The organism is Microbulbifer agarilyticus (genome assembly GCF_020171345.1).
Lineage (GTDB): Bacteria > Pseudomonadota > Gammaproteobacteria > Pseudomonadales > Cellvibrionaceae > Microbulbifer > Microbulbifer agarilyticus_D.
The window spans coordinates 232,339-256,058 of sequence record NZ_JAIUZM010000001.1; the positions used below are offsets into that span (position 1 = coordinate 232,339).

The 23,720-nt window shown below is 59.2% G+C and carries 21 protein-coding genes; 10 read left to right on the plus strand and 11 right to left on the minus strand.

What is annotated here, in order from left to right; all coding sequences use genetic code 11:
- Positions 1–27: 27 nt before the first annotated feature.
- From rng to LCM31_RS00930, 5 genes are all read right to left on the minus strand, one after another.
- The gene (rng, locus tag LCM31_RS00910; protein WP_224866774.1) at positions 28–1,515 is read right to left on the minus strand and encodes a ribonuclease G; all 1,488 of its coding nucleotides are present in this window, start codon (positions 1,513–1,515) and stop codon (positions 28–30) included.
- 7 nt (positions 1,516–1,522) lie between these two features.
- Positions 1,523–2,191, minus strand: coding sequence for a Maf family protein (locus tag LCM31_RS00915; protein WP_224866776.1), 669 nt, complete (start codon positions 2,189–2,191; stop codon positions 1,523–1,525).
- 185 nt (positions 2,192–2,376) lie between these two features.
- Complete coding sequence (mreD, locus tag LCM31_RS00920) at positions 2,377–2,856, minus strand: rod shape-determining protein MreD (RefSeq protein WP_224866778.1); 480 nt, start codon at positions 2,854–2,856, stop codon at positions 2,377–2,379.
- A gap of 4 nt (positions 2,857–2,860) precedes the next feature.
- On the minus strand, positions 2,861–3,700 hold the full coding sequence (gene mreC / locus LCM31_RS00925; protein ID WP_224868633.1) for a rod shape-determining protein MreC: 840 nt from the start codon (positions 3,698–3,700) through the stop codon (positions 2,861–2,863).
- A 213-nt stretch (positions 3,701–3,913) separates the two neighbouring features.
- The gene (locus LCM31_RS00930) at positions 3,914–4,948 is read right to left on the minus strand and encodes a rod shape-determining protein (protein WP_224866780.1); all 1,035 of its coding nucleotides are present in this window, start codon (positions 4,946–4,948) and stop codon (positions 3,914–3,916) included.
- 376 nt (positions 4,949–5,324) lie between these two features.
- Here LCM31_RS00930 and gatC point away from each other — a divergent pair, with 376 nt between their 5' ends.
- From gatC to cysZ, 5 genes are all read left to right on the plus strand, one after another.
- Positions 5,325–5,612, plus strand: coding sequence for an Asp-tRNA(Asn)/Glu-tRNA(Gln) amidotransferase subunit GatC (gatC, locus tag LCM31_RS00935; RefSeq protein WP_222230315.1), 288 nt, complete (start codon positions 5,325–5,327; stop codon positions 5,610–5,612).
- A 65-nt stretch (positions 5,613–5,677) separates the two neighbouring features.
- Positions 5,678–7,132, plus strand: coding sequence for an Asp-tRNA(Asn)/Glu-tRNA(Gln) amidotransferase subunit GatA (gatA, locus tag LCM31_RS00940; RefSeq protein ID WP_224866782.1), 1,455 nt, complete (start codon positions 5,678–5,680; stop codon positions 7,130–7,132).
- Between the two features lie 11 nt (positions 7,133–7,143).
- Positions 7,144–8,595, plus strand: a complete 1,452-nt coding sequence (gatB, locus tag LCM31_RS00945) for an Asp-tRNA(Asn)/Glu-tRNA(Gln) amidotransferase subunit GatB (protein WP_263600883.1) — start codon at positions 7,144–7,146, stop codon at positions 8,593–8,595.
- Between the two features lie 99 nt (positions 8,596–8,694).
- Positions 8,695–8,991 (plus strand): PA4642 family protein, encoded by a 297-nt coding sequence (locus LCM31_RS00950; RefSeq protein WP_224866784.1) that lies wholly within the window; start codon positions 8,695–8,697, stop codon positions 8,989–8,991.
- Between the two features lie 3 nt (positions 8,992–8,994).
- Complete coding sequence (cysZ, locus tag LCM31_RS00955) at positions 8,995–9,900, plus strand: sulfate transporter CysZ (protein ID WP_224866786.1); 906 nt, start codon at positions 8,995–8,997, stop codon at positions 9,898–9,900.
- A 59-nt stretch (positions 9,901–9,959) separates the two neighbouring features.
- Here the strand turns inward: cysZ and rhlB are convergent, their stop codons facing one another.
- Positions 9,960–11,477: an ATP-dependent RNA helicase RhlB gene (gene rhlB, locus LCM31_RS00960; protein ID WP_224866788.1), complete on the minus strand. Its 1,518-nt coding sequence runs from the start codon at positions 11,475–11,477 to the stop codon at positions 9,960–9,962.
- A gap of 175 nt (positions 11,478–11,652) precedes the next feature.
- Positions 11,653–12,279, minus strand: a complete 627-nt coding sequence (locus LCM31_RS00965; RefSeq protein ID WP_224866790.1) for an HvfX family Cu-binding RiPP maturation protein — start codon at positions 12,277–12,279, stop codon at positions 11,653–11,655.
- A gap of 155 nt (positions 12,280–12,434) precedes the next feature.
- On the opposite strand from LCM31_RS00965, the gene LCM31_RS00970 reads away from it, so the two are divergent.
- Positions 12,435–13,802 (plus strand): MATE family efflux transporter, encoded by a 1,368-nt coding sequence (locus LCM31_RS00970; protein ID WP_224866792.1) that lies wholly within the window; start codon positions 12,435–12,437, stop codon positions 13,800–13,802.
- 174 nt (positions 13,803–13,976) lie between these two features.
- A complete protein-coding gene (locus LCM31_RS00975; protein ID WP_224866794.1) occupies positions 13,977–15,470 on the plus strand; it encodes a succinylglutamate desuccinylase/aspartoacylase family protein in 1,494 nt (497 codons plus the stop codon).
- 61 nt (positions 15,471–15,531) lie between these two features.
- Here the strand turns inward: LCM31_RS00975 and LCM31_RS00980 are convergent, their stop codons facing one another.
- The 4 genes from LCM31_RS00980 to hemA all read right to left on the minus strand — a co-directional run bounded on the left by LCM31_RS00980 (position 15,532) and on the right by hemA (position 19,749).
- On the minus strand, positions 15,532–16,443 hold the full coding sequence (locus LCM31_RS00980; protein WP_224866796.1) for a cation diffusion facilitator family transporter: 912 nt from the start codon (positions 16,441–16,443) through the stop codon (positions 15,532–15,534).
- A 71-nt stretch (positions 16,444–16,514) separates the two neighbouring features.
- Positions 16,515–17,342, minus strand: a complete 828-nt coding sequence (gene prmC, locus LCM31_RS00985) for a peptide chain release factor N(5)-glutamine methyltransferase (protein WP_224866798.1) — start codon at positions 17,340–17,342, stop codon at positions 16,515–16,517.
- 5 nt (positions 17,343–17,347) lie between these two features.
- The gene (gene prfA / locus LCM31_RS00990; RefSeq protein ID WP_224866800.1) at positions 17,348–18,433 is read right to left on the minus strand and encodes a peptide chain release factor 1; all 1,086 of its coding nucleotides are present in this window, start codon (positions 18,431–18,433) and stop codon (positions 17,348–17,350) included.
- Positions 18,433–19,749, minus strand: coding sequence for a glutamyl-tRNA reductase (gene hemA, locus LCM31_RS00995; RefSeq protein ID WP_224866802.1), 1,317 nt, complete (start codon positions 19,747–19,749; stop codon positions 18,433–18,435). The genes prfA and hemA overlap by 1 nt, the downstream gene beginning before the upstream one ends.
- A gap of 373 nt (positions 19,750–20,122) precedes the next feature.
- On the opposite strand from hemA, the gene LCM31_RS01000 reads away from it, so the two are divergent.
- The 3 genes from LCM31_RS01000 to ispE all read left to right on the plus strand — a co-directional run bounded on the left by LCM31_RS01000 (position 20,123) and on the right by ispE (position 23,715).
- Positions 20,123–22,081 carry a tetratricopeptide repeat protein gene (locus LCM31_RS01000; RefSeq protein ID WP_224866804.1) on the plus strand — a complete coding sequence of 653 codons (1,959 nt, stop codon included), beginning with the start codon at positions 20,123–20,125 and terminating at the stop codon, positions 22,079–22,081.
- Entirely contained in the window at positions 22,065–22,718 is a 654-nt protein-coding gene (gene lolB, locus LCM31_RS01005) for a lipoprotein insertase outer membrane protein LolB (protein WP_224866806.1), read from the plus strand. Before LCM31_RS01000 ends, lolB begins: the two co-directional genes overlap by 17 nt.
- 91 nt (positions 22,719–22,809) lie before the next feature.
- Positions 22,810–23,715 (plus strand): 4-(cytidine 5'-diphospho)-2-C-methyl-D-erythritol kinase, encoded by a 906-nt coding sequence (gene ispE / locus LCM31_RS01010; RefSeq protein WP_224866808.1) that lies wholly within the window; start codon positions 22,810–22,812, stop codon positions 23,713–23,715.
- Positions 23,716–23,720 lie beyond the last annotated feature (5 nt).

The following is a 23,720-nucleotide window of genomic DNA, read 5'->3' on the forward strand; positions in this document are numbered from 1 at the left end:
CGCACGCACACAGTCTTGGTCGGACGATTACACCAGTACAATGTCGTACTGCTCCTGGTTATAAATAGGCTCCACCTGAAACTGAATCGGGCGGGCAATAAATTCTTCCAAATCGGCCACATTGGCCGACTCCTCGTCCAGCAACAGGTCAATGACCACCTGGCTGGCCAGCACCATAATCTTGTCGCTGTCGTAGGCACGTGCTTCGCGAATGATCTCGCGGAAAATTTCGTAGCACACCGTTTCCGCGGTCTTCAGCGTACCGCGCCCCGCACATACCGAGCAGGGTTCGCACAGCATCTGGCCGAGGGACTCGCGGGTGCGCTTGCGCGTCATCTCCACCAGCCCAAGTTCCGACACCCCGGTAATACTGCTTTTGGCGTGATCGCGTTCCAGCGCCTTCTCCAGCGTGCGCAGCACCTGGCGCTGGTGCTCGGTATCCTGCATATCGATAAAGTCGATAATGATAATGCCACCGAGATTGCGCAGGCGCAGCTGGCGCGCAATCGCGGTGGCTGCTTCCAGATTGGTTTTGAAGATGGTCTCTTCAAGGTTGCGATGCCCAACAAACGCGCCAGTGTTGACGTCAATGGTACTCATCGCTTCGGTCTGCTCGACGATCAGGTAACCCCCGGACTTCAGCGTCACCTTGTTCTGTAGGGCCTTGCGGATTTCCTCTTCCACACCGTACAGGTCGAACAGCGGACGCTCACCGGGATAGTGCTCGATGCGCGGGGCAATTTCCGGCGCGTACTTGCTGGTGAACTTGGCCGCACGGGCGTGGGCCTCCCGTGAGTCAATTCGGATCTTTTCTGTATGTGGGCGAGCCAGATCGCGCAACGCACGCATGAAAAGCGGCAGATCCTCGTAAATGATCGAGGGCTCTTTTTCAGCCTTGATGCGCTGCTCCAGCTCATTCCAGAGCTTGTACAAGAACGGTATGTCGCGCAGTAACTCTTCTTCACTGACCCCTTCTGCGACCGTGCGCAGGATAAAGCCGCCATCGCCGCTCAGTCCCTCGTCCGCCAGCTTGGTGGAGGCCAGATCCACCAGGCTGCGCAGGCGCTCGCGCTCGGACTCATCCTCGATACGATTGGAGATACCGATGTGCCGGGTCTGCGGCATATACACCAGGTAACGGGCAGAAACCGACAAATGCGTAGTGAGGCGCGCGCCTTTACTGGAGATAGGGTCCTTGACCACCTGCACCACCAGCGACTGCCCCTCGCGCACCAGTGCGCGGATATCCGCAACCTCCCCCTCACGGGACTCCATGCCCTCGTCATCCAGCGGCGCGATATCCGAGGCGTGGATAAACCCGGCGCGCTCCAGCCCGATATCGACGAACGCGGCCTGCATACCCGGCAGTACCCGCACCACCTTGCCCTTGTAGATATTGCCGACAATACCGCGGCTCACGGTGCGCTCCAGGTAAACCTCCTGCAACACGCCGTTTTCTACCAGCGCCACACGGGTCTCCATGGGCGCCACATTGATCAATAATTCTTCGCTCACCGGGCCGCTACTCCTCGATCATCCCTGCATCGACGCGCCGATCAAATTGCCAGAAAGGGATGCCTGCGCGCTCCAGAAAACCCGACAGGGTCTCCAGCGGCAATCCCACCACATTGCTGTAACTTCCCTCGATAGACGCCACCAGCAGAGCGCCCTTGCCCTGGATACCGTAACCACCCGCCTTGTCGCGCGGTTCGCCGGTGTTCCAATAGTCTTCGATCAGACGATCGCTCAATTCACGAAAGCGCACCCGGGTTTCGACCACGGTACTGAACGACTGATCCCCATCGGTCAGGCAAATGGCGGTGAGCACCGCGTGCTCGGCGCCCGACATAAGGCCCATCATGCGGCGAAAGTCGGCGAGATCCCGCGGCTTCTCCAGCACCTCATCTTGCACGATGCCCAGGGTATCGGCGCCCAGGGACCAAACGGCGGCCCTTTTCCCTTCCCACTCTCCCACTTCCGATTGGGCAAGTCCGGCCCGCGCCTTTTCCTGGGCAAGGCGCAGCACGTATTCCCGCCCAGACTCATCTGGGCGACGACATTCTTCTACCGAAGTGGCAGCAGAGAAAAACGGGACCCCTATCTGCGACAGCAGCTCGGCGCGCCGGGGGGAGCCCGAGGCGAGAAGCAGGCGTGGCGCTGGGGTAGTTTGTCGAGTGTCTGGCTGTGGCACGGGCAACGCTTATGATTATGTATTTGCTGGACGAAAGTTCAGAACGCCTGATTATAGCGGCCGCGCTCGAAAAATAACCGCCCCTTTAAGGTTACTTAACGTAAATTTCGGTCGAGTTTTTTATTTCCGGGGCTTGGGTCTCAGTGTTTCGGTCACCGTTCGCGGCAGCGTCAGAGACCGTAAAGCTATCGGACCCGCAGGCTCGAAGCAGTGCGGTGCAACCAGGGGGTGACCACCGGCCACAGCACTGCCGTGGTGAGCGCCGGCCACAGAAAGGTCAATCCCGGCACCGACTTGCCCGCCAGGCTGTGCACCCAGTTGCCCAGCAACTGGTTGATCCCCACCAACACAAATACCCACATCAGCTGCTGCCCCGGGTTAAACGCGCGGGTACGACGGTAGGTCAAAAGGCTGAAATAGGCGAGCACCGCCAGAGACAGGGCGTGCGCCCCGAGGGTGGCCCCGGTCACCAGGTCTTCCGCGAACCCCACCATCCAGGCAAAGCCCACCCCCAGCTCCTGGGGCATGCGGGTCGTCCAGAAAATCACCACCAGAGCACAGAACGCAGGCCGGAACCACAGCCAGTCGGTGGGCAGTGGCATCACGGCCAGCAGCAGCGCAACCACCACGGTAAACAGGATAAACCAGCGATTGTGGGCATCCATTCGCTCAGTCCTGCCCCTCGTCTGTGGGCGTATTCAATACCGCCAACACAAAACGACTGCGGTTCATGCGCCCGCGGGGTTCCACATCCACCTCGGCAAAGGCACGCCCGGGGTCACGCTTGACCGAAATCACCTCGCCCACCGGGTAGCCCGCGGGAAAGCGCCCGCCCAGCCCAGAGCTCAGCAGGAGATCACCCTCGCGAATATCACTGGTGTTGGCCAGGTGGCGCAACTTGAGTCGGTAGAGGTCTCCGGTGCCCTCGGCCACTGCACGCACGCTGTTGCGCAATACCTGCACCGGCAGGGCGTGGTTGGCGTCAGTAATCAACAGAACCCGACTGGAAAAGTCCCCGGCCTCAATCACCTGCCCCAGCAGACCGCTGGCATCCATGATCGCGGCCCCCTGCACCACACCATCGCTGCGGCCTTTATCGATAATCAGTACATGTTCGAGCGGGTCCGGCGACACGCCAATCACCTGCGCCACCAGTACGCGCTGGTTCACGCTCTCGGCGGAGTTCATCAATTCTTTGAGCTGGGTATTTTCCGCGCGAACCGCGGCGAGCAACTGAGCCTGCTGCTCGAGCAACATCACCTGATGCTTGAGTCGGCTGTTTTCCTCCAGCAGCTCATCGCGGGTGCGCCACTGTTCGCCGGCCCAGTCACCCACCCTCGAGGGGGTTCCGGTCAGCCAGTAAAAGGGAGCCGCCAGACTGGAAAGGCGCTCGCGCACGGGATTCAACCAGTCGGTATAGAGATTGATCAGGATCAGCGCCGTCGCCACCAGTCCCAGCGCAAGTATGCGGGATTCCGGTGACGGGCCTCGGGTAAATAGCGGTTTAATGGGCGGCCCCCATCGACCTGTTCAGCAATGATGTTTTTATTGGTCTGTACGCGTATCCGTACGCGGGTGAATCGGCGGCGCTCGGCCCGGGTATTCCGTCAGGAAGTCATCGGGACGCAATCGGCGCTCCATGAGCACCGCCGTCGCAAACTGGCCGCAACCAGCTGCGTGTCGGATTTAGCTGGAAACTCAGCTAGAAACTCAACTCGAAACTCAACTCGAAACTAGGTACAGACGGCTCTTGTCCATCATATCCAGCGCCTGGCCACCGCCACGGGCAACACAGGTCAAGGGATCGTCGGCGACAATGACCGGCAGGCCAGATTCTTCCATCAGCAGGCGGTCCAGGTCGCGCAACAATGCACCACCACCGGTCAGCACCATGCCGCGCTCGGCGATATCGGAGGCCAATTCGGGGGGAGACTGTTCCAACGCGCTCTTCACCGCCTGCACGATACCGGTCAGCGGCTCTTGCAAGGCTTCCAGAATTTCGTCGCTGTTCAGGGTGAAGCTGCGCGGCACACCTTCTGCCAAATTGCGACCGCGCACGTCGATCTCACGTACTTCGCTCCCGGCATAGGCACAACCGATTTCTTCTTTGATGCGCTCGGCGGTGGCATCGCCAATCACGCTGCCGTAGTTGCGGCGCACATAGTTCACGATGGCTTCGTCAAAACGGTCACCGCCAATGCGCACGGAGTCGGAGTAGACCACACCGTTCAAGGAGATGATTGCGATCTCGGTGGTACCACCACCGATGTCCACCACCATGGAGCCGCTAGCTTCTTCCACCTTCAGGCCCGCACCGATCGCCGCCGCCATAGGCTCTTCGATCAGCCACACCTCGCGGGCACCCGCACCGAGGGCAGATTCGCGAATCGCACGGCGCTCAACTTCGGTGGACTGACAGGGCACACACACCAGAACCCGCGGGCTCGGACGCATCCAGCTGTGCTCATGCACTTTCTTAATGAAGTGCTGCAACATCTTCTCGGTGACCTGAAAGTCTGCGATGACACCGTCTTTCAACGGGCGAATCGCGGTGATATTGCCCGGGGTACGACCCAGCATGCGCTTGGCTTCCACGCCAACCGCTTCCACTATTTTGGTTCCGTTGTAGTGACGGATAGCAACAACAGATGGCTCGTCGAGGACTACGCCGCGATCGCGCACGTAGATCAGCGTGTTGGCAGTACCCAGGTCGATAGAGAGATCACTGGAGAACATGCCCCGCAAACGTTTAAACATGGAATTCGGTTACCTTAATTCTTCTGTAGTACAACACCCGAGCGGGATCAGGTGCCGAGAGCGCAAACTAGTGTGAACAGCGCCCCCAGCTGGAGATGCGTCACAGGATAATTAGTCCACGCAAACAATTCTGTGTTCCGGACGGCGTTTTCGTCCGTTCTTCGACGAATAAGCCAGAGACAACGGTGACCTGGCCAGAATCGGCAAACTCTAACAATGGCGGGGGTTAAGGGCAAGGCTCAGGGCCCTCTGATTTATAACCATAAAGAGTTTCCCCCACAGGTATGCTAAATTTGCGCTCCTTCTGTTACCGCCAGCCCCGTAAAACCGGGCCTGGCCGCAAATTAGCCAATGAGAAGCTGGAGTCTCTACCCCCATGGCCGTGGACGCGCAAACCATCGAAAAGCTGGCCGAACTGGCCCGCATCGCCATTTCCGAAGAAACCATAGACGAAGTCAGCAGCCGGCTGGGTGACGTGTTGCAGCTGGTGGACCAGCTGCAGGCGGTCAATACCGATGGTGTTGAACCCATGGCCCATCCACTGGATGAGGTGCAGGTCCTGCGCAAAGACGCTGTGACCGAGCCCAACCGCCGCGAAGCGTTCCTCGCCCTGGCACCCCAATCGGAAGCGGGCCTCTACCTGGTCCCTAAAGTCATCGACTGACCCTCGACCGACCAAACAAGTACCGACTTGGGCCACCACAGAATAGACAAGAAACCGGATTTCCAATGCATCAGTTGACCATCGCCGAGATCATCCGCGGCCTGCGCGACAAACAGTTCTCCAGCGTTGAACTCACCAGCCACTATCTGGAACGCATCCAGCAGCTCGACAGTCAGTTCAACAGTTTTATCACCGTCACCAGCGAGCAGGCACTGAAAGAGGCTGCGACTGCCGACGCCCGCCTGGCGCAGGGCGATGCCCCGGCACTGTGCGGTGTGCCAGTGGCCCACAAGGATATTTTCTGCACCAACGGCGTACGCACCAGCTGTGGTTCCAAGATGCTGGACAACTTCGTGCCGCCCTACGACGCCACCGTGATCCACAACTTCCAGCAGGCGGGTGCCATCAGCCTGGGCAAGACCAACATGGATGAGTTCGCTATGGGCTCCTCCAACGAAACCAGCTATTACGGTGCGGTGAAAAACCCCTGGGATGTGGAACGCATTCCCGGCGGCTCCTCCGGCGGCTCCGCCGCTGCGGTCGCCGCACTGCTGGCACCGGGCGCAACGGCCACCGATACCGGCGGCTCGATTCGCCAGCCCGCTGCCATGACCGGCACCACCGGCCTCAAGCCGACCTACGGCCGCGTATCGCGCTGGGGCATGATTGCGTTCGCCTCCAGCCTGGACCAGGGCGGCCCGATCACGCGCACCGCGGAAGACGCCGCGCTGATGCTGTCGATAATGGCGAGCCCCGATGCAAAAGACTCCACCTGCCTGGACCGCCCGGTGCAGGACTACACCGCGCAACTGAACGACGCCATCGCCGGCCTCAAGATCGGTGTACCCAGTGAGTACTTTGGCGAGGGCCTCGACAGCGAAGTAGGCGCCCGGGTGCAGGACGCACTGAAGGAATACGAAAAGCTCGGTGCCGAACTGGTTGAAATCAGCCTGCCCCACAGCAAGCTGGCGGTACCGGCCTATTACGTGATCGCACCGGCAGAGGCCTCAGCCAACCTGTCGCGCTTCGATGGCGTGCGCTACGGCTACCGCTGCGAAAACCCCGCGGACCTGCGCGATTTGTATATGCGCTCCCGAGGCGAAGGCTTCGGCGAGGAAGTGAAACGCCGCATTTTAGTCGGCAGCTACGCCCTGTCTGCCGGCTATTACGATGCCTACTACAACAAGGCCCAGCAGGTGCGCCGCCTGATCAAGCAGGACTTTGTCGATGCCTTCGACAAGGTCGACGTCATCATGGGTCCCACGGCTCCGAACCCTGCGTTCAAACTGGGCGAGAAAAATGCCGACCCGGTGGCTATGTACCTGGAAGACATTTACACCATCGCCACCAACCTGGCCGGCCTGCCCGGCATGTCCATCCCCTGCGGTTTCGCCCACGGCCTGCCCGTCGGCCTGCAGATCATTGGCAACTACCTGGACGAGGCGCGCATGCTGAATGTGGCGCATCAGTTCCAGCAAGCCAGTGACTGGCATCAACAAACCGCCCCGGCAGCAGAATAAGGAGACGCGACATGGAATGGGAAGTCGTAATCGGGTTGGAAGTGCATGTGCAACTGGCCACCCAATCAAAAATTTTCTCCGGCGCCAGCACCGCGTTCGGTGCTGACCCGAACACCCAGGCCTGCGCGGTAGACCTGGCCATGCCCGGCACCTTGCCGGTACCCAATGAAGAAGCTTTCCGCTTCGCGGTGATGTTTGGCCTGGCCATGAACGCGGAAATCGGCAAGCGCTCCGTATTCGAGCGCAAAAACTATTTTTACCCGGACCTGCCCAAGGGCTACCAGACCACCCAGCTGGAGCAACCGATCGTCGGCGAAGGGCAGATCGAGATCCATCTGGAAGACGGCAGCAGCAAGACCGTGCGCCTGCACCACGCGCACCTGGAAGAGGATGCGGGTAAATCCCTGCACGAAGACTTTCATGGCATGTCTGGTATCGACCTGAACCGTGCCGGTACCCCGCTGATTGAGATCGTATCCGAACCGGATATGCGTAGTGCCGCCGAGGCCGTGGCGTATCTTAAAAAGATCCACAGCATCGTGACTTACCTGGGCATTTCCGACGGCGATATGTCCCAGGGCTCCCTGCGCTGCGACGCCAACGTTTCTGTGCGCCTCAAAGGCGAGGAAGAACTGGGCACCCGCACCGAAATCAAAAACCTGAACTCCTTCCGCTTTATCGAGAAGGCGATCAAGGTGGAGGCGCAGCGCCAGATCGACCTGATCGAGGACGGCGGCAGGGTGGTACAGGAAACCCGCCTGTACGATGCGGACAAAAACGAAACCCGCTCCATGCGCAGCAAGGAAGTCGCCAACGACTATCGCTACTTCCCGTGCCCGGATCTGCTGCCGGTGGTGCTGTCGGACGAATACATCGAGCAGGTACGCGGCGACCTGCCGGAACTGCCAGACGCAAAGTGCGCACGCTTTGAAAAGGAATACGGCCTATCGGCCTACGACGCGGACCAGCTGACCCAGGAGCGCCTCACGGCAAACTACTTTGAGCAAGTTGCAGCGAAAAGTGGCGAAGCCAAACTGGCGGCCAACTGGGTGATGGGTGAAGTCGCGGCACTACTGAACCGCGAAGAGAAATCCATCGAGCAGTCCCCGGTTAATGCTGAGCATTTGGCGGGCCTGATTGCGCGCATCAAGGACGGCACTATTTCCTCAAAAATCGCCAAGCAGGTGTTTGAGGCTATGGCCAATGGTGATGGTGACGCGGATGCCGTGATTGAGGCCAAAGGCCTGAAGCAGGTTTCCGACACGGGCGCCATTGAAAAGCTGGTTGACGACGTGATCGCGGCCTCTTCAGCCCAGGTAGAAAACTATCGCAATGCCGATCCCGACAAGCGCCCGAAAATGATGGGCTTCTTTGTCGGCCAGATCATGAAGGCCTCCAAAGGCCAGGCGAACCCGCAGATGATCAACAAGATCCTGAAAGAGAAACTGGACGCCCTGCTCTGAGGTTGAGACTGGGGATGAAACCGGAGGCATTGGTGGTATCACCCCACCTCCGGTGGCGCCCGGACAAGAGCTACAACAGACCACGCAAGGAATTAACAAGTGAGCCTGAAAAAAGACAAACAAAAAGTTCTCGGTGAAGTGTTCGACGACGCACGTATCGCCGGCTTTCTCGAAGGTGAAGCCCCGGAAGGGTTTAACCGCGACTTCTACCTGCTGGAGCGGGCCTACCGCGGCATGAAAGCAGAAAACTTTGCAACCTTCGTGCGCCTGTTCAAGGAACAGGGCCTCGACCTGAGCAGCCAGAGCCCGGAAGGCCAGACGCTACTGACGCGCATTGGCGAGCACGAGCAAAGTGCCGAGTATGCCGACATCCTGAAGGCCGCGGGAGCGCAGTAAGTCATGGCTTCCAACCCGGCACATGGCGTACACGCACTGATCCGGGGGGCGCAGCTGCTTACCCGGAAAGAGCTGCGCCCGTTCATCATTATCCCCCTGCTCATCAACCTGGTGCTGTTTATCGCACTGGGCTTCGTGATGATCAGCCAGTTCGACGACCTCGGCCGTTACATCGGCAGCCTGCTCACCGATACCCCCGTGGACACCTCCAACATGTCCTGGTGGCGCGCCATTCTCGCCACCGGCGCAGACTGGGCGGCAAGCGTATTCCAGTGGCTGGCCTGGTTAATCGCCATTGTTGTCGTGCTGCTGTTCTTCTTCGTATACGGCTACCTGTTCGGGATTATCACCAACATCATCGCCGCCCCGTTTAACGGCATGCTGGCCGAGAAAGTCGAAGAACTGTTGACCGGCCACCCGCCGCCCCCGGAAGCCTTGCACAGCATGGTCTTCCGCACCCTCGGCCGGGAGCTGCGCAAGCTGATGTACTTTATTGGCTGGGGTGTCGTGATCTTTGTGATCGCCCTGCTCACCAGCTGGACTGTATTTATCCCTGCCCTGCTCGGCGCGCTCTGGGGTGCCTGGTGTATGGCGATCCAGTACGTGGATTACCCGCTGGATAACCACCAGCGTTCTTTCAGCGAACTGAAAAGCGTGCTGATGCGCAAGAAATTCACCACCCTCGGTTTTGGCGGCAGTGTGATGCTGGCGAAGATGGTGCCGATCCTGAACATCTTTGTGATGCCGGCGGCGGTTGCCGGTGGAACAGCGTTGTGGGTGGAGCGCATCTGGTCCGATGGCGACCCCGGCAAGGGTCCAAACGGACGGAGTTTCCCAATCGATCCGGCACCCGCTACTGAAACAAAGAAATGGCCGAAAGGTATTGAGGGACCGAAAAACGACAAATAAGCAGGCATAAAAAAACGCGGGTATTTCCCGCGTTTTTTGCCCAACGAACCGCTGAAGAATCAGCGGCGCGAGCGGCCACCGCCACCGCGACGCCCACCGCGATGACCGCCACGATCATTGCGATCGCCACCACTACTGCGCTTCACCTCCACCTTGGGCGGTGCAACCAGCAGCTCTTCCGGCGGTACTTCGCACTTCAGTTTGCTGCCGAGCAAGGTCTCGATCGGCTCCAGGCGCATCGCATCGTCTTCACAGGCGAAACTGATGGAGGTGCCCTTCTTGCCCGCGCGCCCGGTACGGCCGATACGGTGTACGTAATCTTCCGGCTCTTCCGGCAGGGTGTAATTCACTACGTGGCTAATACCGTCGATGTGAATACCACGGCCCGCGACATCGGTGGCGACCAGCACTTTGGATTTGCCGGTTTTGAAGTCTTCCAGGGTGCGCACGCGCTTGTTCTGCGCCACTTCACCGGACAGCAACCCGGCCTTGATGCCATGTGCGATCAGGTGGTCGTGCAGGCGACGACACTGGTCGCGACGGTTGGCGAACACGATCAGGCTGTCCACATCATCCTGCTGCACAATGTTGTACAGCAGCGGGTATTTCTCATCACCGGAAACCAGATACACATGCTGGGTAACGGTATCGGTTGCCACGCGCTCCGGCTCGATTTCCACGATGGTCGGTTCTGTAGTCCACTGCTCCACCAGGTCGTCTACCTCGGGGGTAAATGTGGCGGAGAAGAACATGGTCTGACGATGGGTCTTGCGCGGCGTCTGACGCACAATACGGCGTACATCGGGAATAAAGCCCATATCCAGCATACGGTCCGCTTCGTCGATCACCAGAATTTCAGTCTGATCGAGGTAACAGTCGCGCTTGTTGACGAAATCCAGCAGGCGACCCGGTGTGGCCACCAGAATATCCACCAGGCGTTCGTTCAGCGCCCGCTGCTGTTTCTCGTAATCCATGCCGCCAACCAGGGTGTGGATTTCCAGGTCCGTATACTTACACAGGTTCTTGGCGTCGTCGGCAATCTGCATCACCAGCTCGCGGGTCGGCGCAATGATCAGTGCACGGGCCTCGCCGGCATAGCGCTCGCCGTCAAACGGGTGCTTGAGCAGGTCATCGATTACGGTAACCAGGAAGGCCGCCGTTTTACCGGTACCGGTCTGCGCCTTACCCACCAGATCGTGACCATTAAGCGTGTACGGGAGAGATTGCCCCTGAATCGGGGATGCATACTGGAAGCCGAGGTCCGCAATGGCGTGCATCAACGGCAGCGGCAGGTCCAGATCGTGGAAGCGCACCTTGCCTTCCTGCTCCGGCACCGGGAAGTCGTCCAGCGTCCACGGCTTCTGCGGGGCCTTAGGGCGAGTATCCTTGCGGCCATCGGTGCGCTGGTCACGGCGGCGGTTGCGCTGGCGTCCACGGGAACGGCCATCATTTCCAGAAGCGGATTTACCCTCCGCAGAGCGCTTGTCGGCACCCGGGCCAGCCTTCTGGCCTTTAGCCTGCTGTTTGGATGCGTTGTCAGACTTGTCGGAGGAACGACGGAAAAACTTGCCTATCAAAAGATTGCTCGCTCAATTGCCCCGGCGCGGCCACAAACCGGCCGACCAAGGTAGCCCCTGTGACCACTGGGCCACAGGAACGGGTTAAATAATCGGCGAGTATATCATTTATATGTGACGGGCGCGGGAAGCATCGTGTGAGTCCCGCAAATCTGCGTTCGGTGACTGGCGCGGCTTAGTCCCGCAGCAAGCCGCGGCGACGAGCAATCCAGTAGTCGAGGCTGACAAAGCGCCCACCGCCGGTAAACAGCAGGGCCAGCAGCATAATGAAGTAAGTGGCCGCAAACTCGATACCGTTTTTGAGCACGGTAAAGTTCCCGGCCTCGGTCAACCACTCGTAATGCCCGTACTCCTTGAGTAATTCAACCGCCTTTTCCTTGCGCACTGCGGCTTCCGCAATCAGGTCCTTGCGCCACTCCCAGGGCATGGTGAGTGTTTGCTCCGGCAGGGCATGCCAGCCATATTGCCAGTGCGCCGCTACCGCCGCGACCACCATAGTGAACATCAGGGGGATTGCGGCCAGGCGCAAGCCCAGGCCAAGCACCAGTGCGATACCACCAAAAAACTCGGTGAGTGCGGCCAGCCAAGCCAACAGCATTGGGGCGGGCAAACCCAGCCCCCAGTCCGGGTTACCGAACCAGGCCGCAACATCACCAATGCCCATTAACTTGTTCCAGCCGGCAAGGATAAAGATCGGCCCAAGGAACAGCCGCAAGGCCAGCGGCCCCAAGCCATCCAGCGGTCGAAGAAAGCGCAAAAAACCCTCATAGAATCGATTGAACCCGCTGTGCGCCCCATCCATAATCCGCTCCCGTTTTGGTGTATTGCGACTGAATCCGTTTGACCCAACCTGTTCAGTAGTCGCGCAAGACGTGAAATGCTTACACTTCACCCCCCAATTTGGTCCCGAACAGTTTAGCCCCCAACTCATAAGCCGAGCAGACTTCGTCCTACACCATGTTTCGCATCTATAAACGCGCCACAGCCATCGAGCTACGTCACCTCACCAACCTCGGTGGGCCGCTGGTAGTGAGTAATCTGGCGGTAGTGAGCATGGGGGTTACCGACACCATCGTCGCCGGACGCTCCGGTGAGCTGGATCTGGCAGGGCTCGCCCTGGGTTCGAGTATCTGGGCCGTATGCGCGGTGACCCTGATCGGCATGCTCGCGGCAGTGTCACCGGTGGTGGCCAATCTGCGCGGCGCCCGCGACGAACAGGGTTGCGCGCGGCAGATGAGCCAGTCGGTGTGGATTGCGCTGGTGGGCGGATTGCTGGTGGCGGGCGCCTTGCTGGCGGCACCGCTGTGGAGCCAGTGGATCCAGACCGAGGAAGCGGTACGTAAAATCATGGTGCAGTACCTGCTGGCCCTGGCCACTGGTGTTCTGCCCTTTGCCTTTGGCAGCGCCCTGCGCGGTTACTGTGAAGGAATGGCGCAGGTGCGCCCGGTAATGCGCATCTACCTGGCCGCGGCGGTGCTCAATGTGCCGCTGGATATCCTGTTTGTGTTTGGCTGGGGCCCGATACCCGCCATGGGCGGTGCCGGGTGTGGTTGGGCCACCAGCCTGGTTTGCTGGGCGATTGCCATCGCGCTCTACTGGCACGCGGGCAATGACCCGGCTTACCGGGCGTTGAAGTTGCGTTTACTGCCGCAGCGGCCGCACTGGCCGACCCTGAAGCATCTGCTGGCGGTCGGCATGCCGATCTGCGTTGGCGCCGCCGGCGAAGTGACCTTCTTTGCCAGTCTTACCCTGCTGCTGGCGTCCTACGGCGCTACCATCGTATCGGCTCACCAGATTGCGATGAGCATTGGTTCCATTTTCTATCTGGTGGCCCTGGCGCTGGCCCAGGCGGTCAGTATCCGCACAGCCCAGGTACTGGGCCAGGCGCGCCCAAAGCGCGCGCGCTTTGTCGGTATGGTGGGCGTGGGCAGCGGCCTGATCTATGCACTGGGCACCGGCGTGGTGCTCATTAGCCTGCGCAATCTGTTGGTGCTCGCTTACACGAGTAACGTGGAAATCATTGCGGTGGCCACCAATCTGTTACTACTCGCGGCCGCCTTCCAGCTGGTGGATGTTGCTCAGGCCATGGCCTGGGGCGCCCTGCGCGGCTACAAGGACACCCGGGTGCCAATGTACATACAGCTGTTTTCTTATTGGTTAATTGGCCTGCCTTTCGCCTACTGGCTGGGCGAACAATTCTGGGGGGTATACGGCTACTGGGTTGGAATCTGTATCGGCCTCGGCACCGCATCCCTGCTGCTGCTCTGGCGACTCCAGCGCACCAGCAACAAGGCGCTTCCCGCCACACGCGCCGTGTCCGCCTAATTTCCCAGCCGATCTGCGAGCTGACCGGCCAGAATCGCAGAATCGCCAAGTGCCGCGCAATTCGCCGGGAACCGATTGGCTATACTCGCGCTCTCAGTTTCCAGACATCCGAATCATCGCGCGCGGCCAGATCGCTTTGGCCGACGCGGGATTTCCAGTAAAACGGAGCTTTTCATGCGTCATCGCGCTCTGCGCCTCTCCCTGCTGCTTGCCCTGTACTGCCTGGCGGCACCCTCGCTGGCACTGGACGAATCGAACCAAAGCGACAAGACCCCAGAGCCGGAGCCATCAGCCCAGCAAGCCGTACCAGCGGAACCATCGCCCGACGCAAGCGCGCTGCAAGAAAGTGAACAGCGCAGCACCGGTGACCAACCGGAAAAGCCGATTCCCAAGGCAAAGAGCGTCGAGCTCGACAAACCCGTGAGTGAAAGTGAACTGGTTGCGCCACCCGCGACCAGTGAAGAGCCTGCACCCACTGCAGAAACCGCCCCGCCTGAAAAACCCGTCGAGACACCGACAATCGAGCAAGTGGCGCCTGTAGGCCGCCCGCTACAGTTACTGGGTGCCGAAGTGCCTCCAGCAACCACCACGCGCCTGGCCTGGTCACCTCGCCAGCATTTCGAAGGCGTCTACAGCGCCACTCCGGTTCTGGTAGTCAATGGCGTGGAAACCGGCCCAACTTTGTGCCTATTCGCCGCGATCCATGGTGACGAATTGAACGGCATCGAAACCGTGCGCCGGGTAATGTACAACCTGGATAAAGAGACTCTGAAGGGCGCGGTGATCGGCGTACCGATCGTTAATCTGCAGGGGTTCCACCGCAGCTCCCGCTATCTGACCGACCGCCGCGACCTGAATCGCCACTTCCCGGGAGACAACCGTGGCTCCTCGGCCTCGCGAATCGCGCGCTCCTTTTTTGATGAAGTGGTGGTGCACTGCAACGCCATCGTCGACCTGCATACCGGGTCGTTTTACCGCACCAACCTGCCCCAGCTGCGCGGCGATCTGAAGGATCCCAAAGTCGTTAAATTGACCAAGGGCTTTGGCTCCACCGTGGTCCTGCACAGCGATGGCGCCAAGGGCACCTTGCGACGGGCGGCGGTGGAGGCAGGCATTCCCACGGTCACCCTGGAAGCCGGCGCCCCCATGGTGCTGGACGAGCTGTCGGTCAGTCACAGCGTGAAAGGTATTCGCACCCTGCTCAATCAGCTGGGCATGATGAGCAAATTCAGCCTGTGGGGTGACCCGGAGCCGGTGTACTACAACTCCACCTGGCAGCGCGCGACCACCGGCGGCATTATTTTCAGTAACGTAAAGCTTGGTTCCACCGTGCGCAAAGGCGACCTGCTCGGCACGGTCACCAACCCGATCACCAACGTGCGCAAAGAGATTCGCTCCCAATACAACGGGCGCATTCTCGGTATGGCCATGAACCAGGTGGTGCAGCCAGGCTTTGCCGCTTACCACATTGGCATTCAGGCTCCAGAGGAACAGATTTCAGCCCCGCAGGAAGTGACGGCAGAAGCAGAACCTGCGCCCTCTGATCAGGAAACAAGTGCCAGTGAGAAACCCCAACAAGACACCGCGACAGACGTAAAACAGCCAGCACAAAGTACGGAGTCCGAACCATCCGTCGATCCTGAAGAGCTAAGCGAAGAGGATGAATAAAACGGCCGACTAACGTCTGTGCGCCGCAGCAGTGAATACGCAACGCTCCTGCGGCTAACCGTCAAGAAGGTGGCGAGTTACTTTCCCGATCAATCACCGGGGTAGGATCAAAGTTTAACGGCTCGGGCTGCAATGTGATGTGGTGAATACCGAACCGTCGATTCAAGGTGCTGCGCAGCCGCTCGAGCACCGACGGCCAAGCCTCCAAATCATCGACGATAATATGCGCAGACAGCAGAATCGTACTGCTATCGAAGCGCCATATATGCAGGTCGTGTACGGACCGCACGCCCTCCTCTAGTGCCATGGCTTCCTCCACACTGGGCAAACTCAACTCGCGGGGCACACGCGCCATCAACACATCGACCGAATCTCTGATTAACCGCGCGCTGGCAATCAGGATCAGGATGCAAATCAACATGGAAAGCAACGGGTCGATTGGCGTCCAGCCAGTGAAATAAATCACGCCCCCCGCCACCAGCGCCGCCACCGAGCCAAGCAGGTCACCCATAACATGCAGTAACGCGCCACGAATATTCAGGGTCTGTTCGCCCCGGTGCAGTACCCAGGCCACGGCAACATTTACCAGCAAACCAATCGCGGCGATCAGCATCACCACGCCACCAGCAACCGGCTGCGGGTTTTGCAGGCGATCAAACGCGGCCATTGAAATACCCACCACGATCAGCAACATCAGCAACGCATTGACCATTGCTGCGAGCACTTCCGCACGCCCCCAACCAAATGACATCACCCGGCTTGCCGGCTTGCGCGCAACCAGTGCGGCCGCCGCGCCGAGGGCGAGAGAGAAGGAATCGGTAATCATATGGCCCGCGTCGCCCAGCAAAGCGAGAGAGCCGGAAAGCCAGCCACCGACAGCCTCGACGATGGCGAACAAAAAGGTAATAACCAGCCCCCAGACAAGGGGCTTCAAGCGGCCGCTACTATGATGGTGATGGGCATGATCGTGCATGCGTGATGTCCTAGCCGGTTTCCTTACTGGCCACTCCCCACCGCGATAACGAAGGGGTAAAACGGGTGTGGCTATGTACGCCCGAGCGTAATACGTTCCCGCCCGGCATAGTCCAGTCGGGTTTCCACATCCTTGTATCCATACTCGGAGAAAATATTGCGCACAGCCTTGCCCTGCTCCCAGCCGTGCTCCACCAGCAGCAGACCATTCTCGGAGAGATGAGCGGTTGCCTGAGACGCTATCTTGCGAATATCGGCAAGCCCTTTTTCATCCGCCACCAGCGCAGACACCGGCTCAAAGCGCACATCCCCTTCGCGCAAATGCGGGTCTTGGGTATCAATATAGGGAGGATTACTGACGATAACATCAAAGGTGGCATCACCCAGGGCAGAAAACCAGTCGCTCTGCAGGACTTGTACGTTGCCAAAGCCCAGCGCGCCCCGATTTTCCTCAGCCAGCGCAACCGCTGCCGGCATGGTATCCACCGCGGTTATTTGCCAGTGCTTTTTTTCACTCGCCAGGGCCAGGGCAATGGCGCCAGTGCCGGTACCGAGGTCGAGCAATCTCGCCGTAGTCTGTGGGCAGAGGGCCAGTACCGTTTCGACAAGCACTTCGGTATCGGGACGGGGAATCAGCGTGGAGCGATTTACCCTTAGGGACAGTGACCAGAATTCGCGGCTACCAGTCAGGTGCGCCACCGGCTCACCGGCAACACGTCGCTCGAGCAGCTGTTCAAATTCCTCTTGCTGGTCGTCGCTTAACGGTTGTTCCGGCCAGGTGTAGAGCCAGGCCCGCGACTTGCCTAACAGGTGGCACAGCAACACCTCGAGATCCAATCGCGGGCTATCACTGTCGGTCAGCTCTATTGCGCGTTGCAGGTTTTCCTTAACCGTTGCCATACGGATTAATGCTGCCCCAGTGCTGCCAGCTGATCCGCCTGATACTCGGTGCGCAACGGACCAATGACCTCATCCACCGCGCCCTGCATCACTTCATCAAGCTTGTACAGAGTCAGGCCAATGCGGTGGTCGGTCACCCGTCCCTGCGGAAAGTTATAGGTGCGAATGCGCTCGGAGCGGTCACCGCTGCCCACCAGATTGCGGCGCGCATCGGAGATTTCCTGGGCGGCGGCAGACTCCTGCGCGCTGTTGAGTTTTGCCTGCAACAACGCCATCGCCTTGGCCCGGTTCTTGTGCTGGGAACGCTCATCCTGACACTCCACCACAATACCCGTGGGGATATGGGTAAGACGTACCGCAGAATCCGTCTTGTTCACGTGCTGGCCACCGGCGCCGGAGGCACGGTAGGTATCCACGCGCAGATCGGCTTTGTTAATTTCGATCGCATCGCGCTCGTCGGGCTCCGGCATTACCGCCACGGTACACGCGGAGGTGTGAATGCGACCCTGGGACTCTGTTTCCGGCACCCGCTGCACGCGGTGCGCACCGGATTCGAATTTCAATTTTGCGTACACATCTTCGCCCGCAACGCGGGTAATAATTTCCTTGTAGCCGCCATGTTCACCGGCGTTTTCACTGATGATTTCAATACGCCAGCCCTGCTTCTCCGCATAGCGGGAATACATGCGGAACAGGTCGCCGGAGAAAATCGCCGCTTCATCACCGCCGGTACCAGCGCGGATTTCCAGATAAACGTTTTTGCGATCGTTGGGGTCGCGAGGCAGCAGCAACGTCTGCAGCGCCTTTTCCAACGGCTCCAGTTGTGCTTCCGCTTCGCGCAACTCTTCCTGGGCCATCTCGCGCATTTCTGCGTCGTTCTCTTCCAGCATTTCGCGCGCGCCGGCCATATCGTCCAGCAGGGTCTTGTAGCGGCCATAACAGCTGACCACTTCTTCGAGCTCGGAATACTCGCGCGAGAGATCGCGGAATTTGTCCTGGTCACTAATGATTTCCGCATCCCCCAACAGGGCAGATACTTCTTCGTGACGCTCCACCAGATTGTCGAGTTTGCTTTGTACCGAAGCTTTCATTACTTGAGTTTCTTCTTGTCCTGCTTGTCCGTGGAACCCTCGGTTCCCGCGGACGCGTCCGAGCCCGTGTCATCCGGGCTTAACCCGATGATCTGCCGGGCCAGACGCAATCGTTCCAGATCACCCTCCGCAGTGGCCTGTCGCAAGGCCACAGTGGGAGCATGAATTAGTTTATTGGTTAATGTGCGCGCGAGTTGCTCCAGCAATTGCTCCGGCTCACTGCCTGTGCGCAATTGGATTAGCGCTTTTTCCAGCTCATCCTTGCTGATCGCCTGTGCCTGCTGACGGTAACTGCGAATGGAGTCCACGGCGCGCAGGCTGCGGTGCTCACGCATAAATGCCGAGGCAGCTACATTTACAATTTCATCCGCGGCCTGGGCCGCCTGCTCCCGCAGACGTTTGCCCTCATCAATCACACCGCGCAAGTCGTCCACGGTATAGAGGTAGATATCGTCGAGCTCACCGACTTGCGGCTCAATATCCCGCGGTACCGCAATGTCCACCATGAAAACGGGGCGATGGCGGCGCTCTTTCAGCGCAGTTTCCACCGCTCCCTTGCCGAGAATCGGCAACTGACTGGCGGTAGAACTGATGACGATGTCCGCACACGGCAAATGCTCGGGAATGTCTGCCAGCAGAATCGCTTCAGCACCAAAATCTTCTGCCAGAGACTGGGCCCGCTTTAGAGTCCGGTTGGCCACAATCAACCGTTTTACGCCTTTATCCAGCAAGTGGCGGGCCACCAGCTCAATCGTCTCACCGGCACCGATCAACAGTGCGGTCTGTTCGGCCAGATCAGTGAAGATACGCGCGGCGAGTGATACGGCGGCAAAGGCGACGGATACCGGATTTTCACCAATGGCAGTCTCGGTGCGCACCTTTTTGGCCACCGAGAACACCTGCTGGAAAACATTGTGCAACGTAGGGCCCACACTGCCGGATTCACGGGCCACCGCGTAGGCGGACTTGATCTGCCCGAGGATCTGCGGCTCACCGAGCACCAGAGAGTCCAACCCGCAGGCCACCCGCATCATATGCCGCACTGCCGCTTCATCCGTGAACTGGTAGTAACAGCTGGTCAGCTCCTCCAGAGTGACCGCGTGGTACTCTGCAATCCAGGCCAAAACGGCCTCCGGAGTCACCTCGCCGTAGATTTCGGTGCGGTTACAGGTAGAAAGAATGGCCAATTCCGGGCATTCAAGGGCAATGCGCGCCTCGGCCAGGGCACTGGGCATGACTTCGGGGGCAAAGGCCACCCGCTCGCGCACGGCAACCGGCGCGCTGTCATGATTGATTCCCAGGGCAAGGATTGGCATAGATTCTCGTCACTACTTCCGCGCGCCAACACAACAAGCGAGCGCGGTGCAAAAATGGACGCATATTGTCCGGGCCCGCCGCGGCTGGTGCAAGCAGAATCCGGCGACGCACAAAATCTTCCTAGTTTAAATAGATGCTGACTTTGTCACCGGACCCGACCTGCCGGCTACGGGGGGCGAATTCAGAACTAGAATTATACGGCGATAACCCGGAAAAATACGCCAATAGGCGCTTCCTTAGCCAAATTGCCACGGTTTGCCGCGTATCTGGCCAAATGCCCTATGCCCGCGGCACCCTGCTTAGCCCGCAAGGGCCCGCCCCATTCGTGAGCAACGCGTGTATCAGGAAGCGCGAACGTACGGACACGTTTCTATGCAGCTGCTCTCCCCATATTTACTCGCCTGCCGCCAACCCCACAAGGCCCTCAAGACCGCGCTATTTCACAGTCATCCTGCACGTTTCAGGCGCTTCCTGTACGGGGTCGCTACGGCCTCCTCGCTTGCCATTCTCTGCGCATGTGCACAGCAACCGCAGATAGAAGACGGGGGCCAGGGGGATTGGCGCGACCAGTGGGAGTCCGAAGTCGCCAGTGAAGCTGACACTGAGACCCGCGAGCAAGACAACGGAGAAGACAGGCTATCTGAGCCCGCGGAGACCACGGCAACTGCCGAAGCAACCAATCAGCCCGGCACGGCCCGGCCCAGAGCGGAGGCAAAAGCCAAACCTTTCCCCATCGAAACGCTTTACACGCTGCTTGTGGCAGAAGTTGCGGGCAATAGAGAGCAATACGATTTGGCCCTGGCCAACTATTACTTTCAGGCCGAACGCACTAAGGACGCGGGCGTTGCTGCCCGCGCCACCCGCATTGCCCGCTACCTCAATGCGCGCCGCGCCGCGCTGCGCTCGGCGCAATTGTGGGTAAAACTGGCACCGGACAGTGCCGACGCACAATTGGCGGCAACCGCCGAGCTGACCCTCGCCGGCAAGCTGGATGAAGCCCTGCACCATGCAGAACTGGCGCTGGCACTTGGCGGCAACGCACCATTGCAGTCGGTGGCCGCCACCGCAGTTGATAATGAAGAGCTGGCGGCGAAAGTACTGCCGGAATTCGAGCGCCTCCACCTGAAACACCCCAGGAATTCTGAAGTCTCTCTGGCCTACGCCATGCTATTGCGCGCAAACAAGCGCGCTCAGGAGGCCTTAAAAATCACTCGCCAGGTACAGGAGCGCGACCCATCAAATCTGGATGCGCCTCTGCTGGAGTCCCACGCCCTGATCGACATGGGTCGAGAGAATGAAGCCCGCCGCCTGCTGGAAAACCTGGTAGAGCTGTATCCGAGAGAGAGCCGACTGCGCCTGCAGTACGCCCGGCTACTTATTCAGCAGGATCTGGATCTGGCCCAGCAGCAGTTTGCCGAGCTGGTAAAGCAGCGCCCCAACGATGGCAACCTCATCCTTTCCCTGGCACTTATTCACTATGAAACCAAGCAATTCGATAAGGCCACACCGCTGCTCAACAAACTACTTAAGCAGGAGGATCACGAATCCATCGCGCACTTTTATCTGGGCGGTATTGCCGAGCAAACAGACAACCCACAGCAAGCCGTTATTCATTACCGCCTGGTGCGCCCGGGGAGTGACTATGTGCAAGCCATCACCCGCGGCACAAGCCTACTCGGCAAGCTTGGGGAAACTGAAGAAGTGCACGAATGGTTCTCTGAGCTGCGCCAACGTCATCCCAAGCAGCAGGAACAGTTTTATCTGATGCAGACCGATCTGCTGACAAAAAATGGCTATTTGGAAGAAGCCCAGACTCTGCTGGCTGACGCGATAAAAGTAAATGAGGACAGCAAGCGCCTGATTTATGCACACGCCATGGCCAGTGAACAGCTGGGCGATATAAAAAACTTTGAACGGGGTTTACGCAAGCTATTGTCCCACGACCCGGATAATGCGAACCTGCTTAACACGTTGGGTTACAAACTGCTTTCTTATGACGACCGTGTCGAAGAAGCCATGCTGCTCATCTCCAAGGCCATTGAACTCAGCCCGGATGACCCTGCGATCATCGACAGCATGGGCTGGGCGCATTATCGCCTTGGCAACTACGCCGAAGCAGTGACCTATCTGCGAAAAGCACTGAGTCTGCTGCAAGACCACGAAATCGTCGCACACCTGGGGGAAGCCCTTTGGGCACTGGGCGAACGGCAACAGGCCATGCAGGTATGGGAGCAGGGATTGCAGCAAAACCCGGAAAGTAAACTTATTCCTGAAACCATGCAGCGGTTACAGGATCAACAAAGACTGGAACAGCATGTTACGGAAAGCTGACGTTCTCTCTTTCACCTCATACGAAGCAACCGCACGCCGCGCCCTGAAGTTTTTTGGCGCAGCCTTGCTATTGACACTCGCCGCGTGTAGCGCGCAGAAGCCGCAACCACAGCAACCCCCTGCCCACTCCGCGCAGCAGCAATCCGCGGCGGCGCTTCAGCGCTGGGAAGTAAAAGGGAAACTGGGCGTGCGCTCACCAAGAGAAAACGGCAGCGCAAATCTGGTATGGCAGCAGGCTAATTCCAATTACCGCATTCACCTGAGCGGGCCTCTCGGTGCCGGGTCCACCACCATCACCGGCGCACCCAACGGTGTAAGCCTGCAAAAGGGCAGCGACCCAGCGGTGTTTGCATCCAACCCGGCACAACTCACTGAACAGATCATGGGTTGGCCGCTGCCAGTCTCAGAAATGTTCTACTGGGTGCGCGGTCTGGCGGCACCCGGTGCGGTAAGTGGCCAACAGAAGGATTCAGAGGGGCTACTGCAAACCCTGCAGCAGGCTGGCTGGCAATTGAACTTCAGCGATTATCAGGCAGTGGGTCCTTACAAACTGCCGAGCCGCATCAAAGCGGCCAGCTCGAACCCCGCGGGCCCGGTGAGCGTTACCGTTGTGGTCAAGGAGTGGATTCCGAAGTAATCGCAGGTATCGACACCTTCACCTTCGCCCCTGCTAAAAAAAACCGGCGGCTGGTAAACTGGCCGCCGGTTTCTATATTGCCTCCAGCTAAATGAATACGCCCCCCCTCACTCTCACCGCCCCCGCAAAACTGAACCTGATGCTGCGCATTCTGGGGCGCCGCGAGGACGGCTATCACGAACTGCAAACGGTATTTCAGCTACTGGACGTTGGTGACACCCTGACATTCAGCCCAACTAATGATGCGCAAATTCACCTCCACTGTCCCGGCGTCGATGTTCCCCCGGAACAAAACCTGATCGTGCGCGCGGCCCGGCTACTGCAGACAGCAGCGCTGCAACAGCACAGTAACCGGCGAGACCTCGGGGCAAAGATCACCGTGGATAAGGTACTACCGGCGGGCGGCGGGATCGGCGGAGGCAGTAGCGATGCCGCCACCACCCTGCTGGCCCTGAATCACCTGTGGCAGTGTGAACTGGACGCGGACGCGCTGGCAGAACTGGGCCGGCAACTGGGCGCAGACATTCCCGTCTTTGTGCGTGGCGCTTCCGCATTTGCCGAAGGTGTTGGCGAAAAGCTCACCCCGGTATCCATCGAGCCCCGCTGGTACGTCGTACTCAAACCTGCCTGCCATGTCAGTACCGCAGCGCTTTTTTCCAATCCGCGTTTGACAAGAGATTCCGCCGCAATTACATTAGCGGCCCTTCGCGACAGGCAGCTGAACAGCGACTGGCTAAACCAATATGCCGGTAACGATTTTCAGCCGCTCGTTGAAGACCTCTACCCAGAGGTGCGCGAAGCCAGAGAGTGGCTTGCGCACTATGCAGACGCATTTTTGACCGGAACCGGCGCTTGTGTTTTTGCCGGATTTGAGTCGGAAGCTGCTGCACGGAAAGTGCTTGTGGCACGACCGGATGGGTGGGAAGGTTTTGTTGCCAAAGGTGCTGATGAATCACTCACACACAGGCAACTCGCGAATTTTGCAGCAACTGTCTAAGTTGA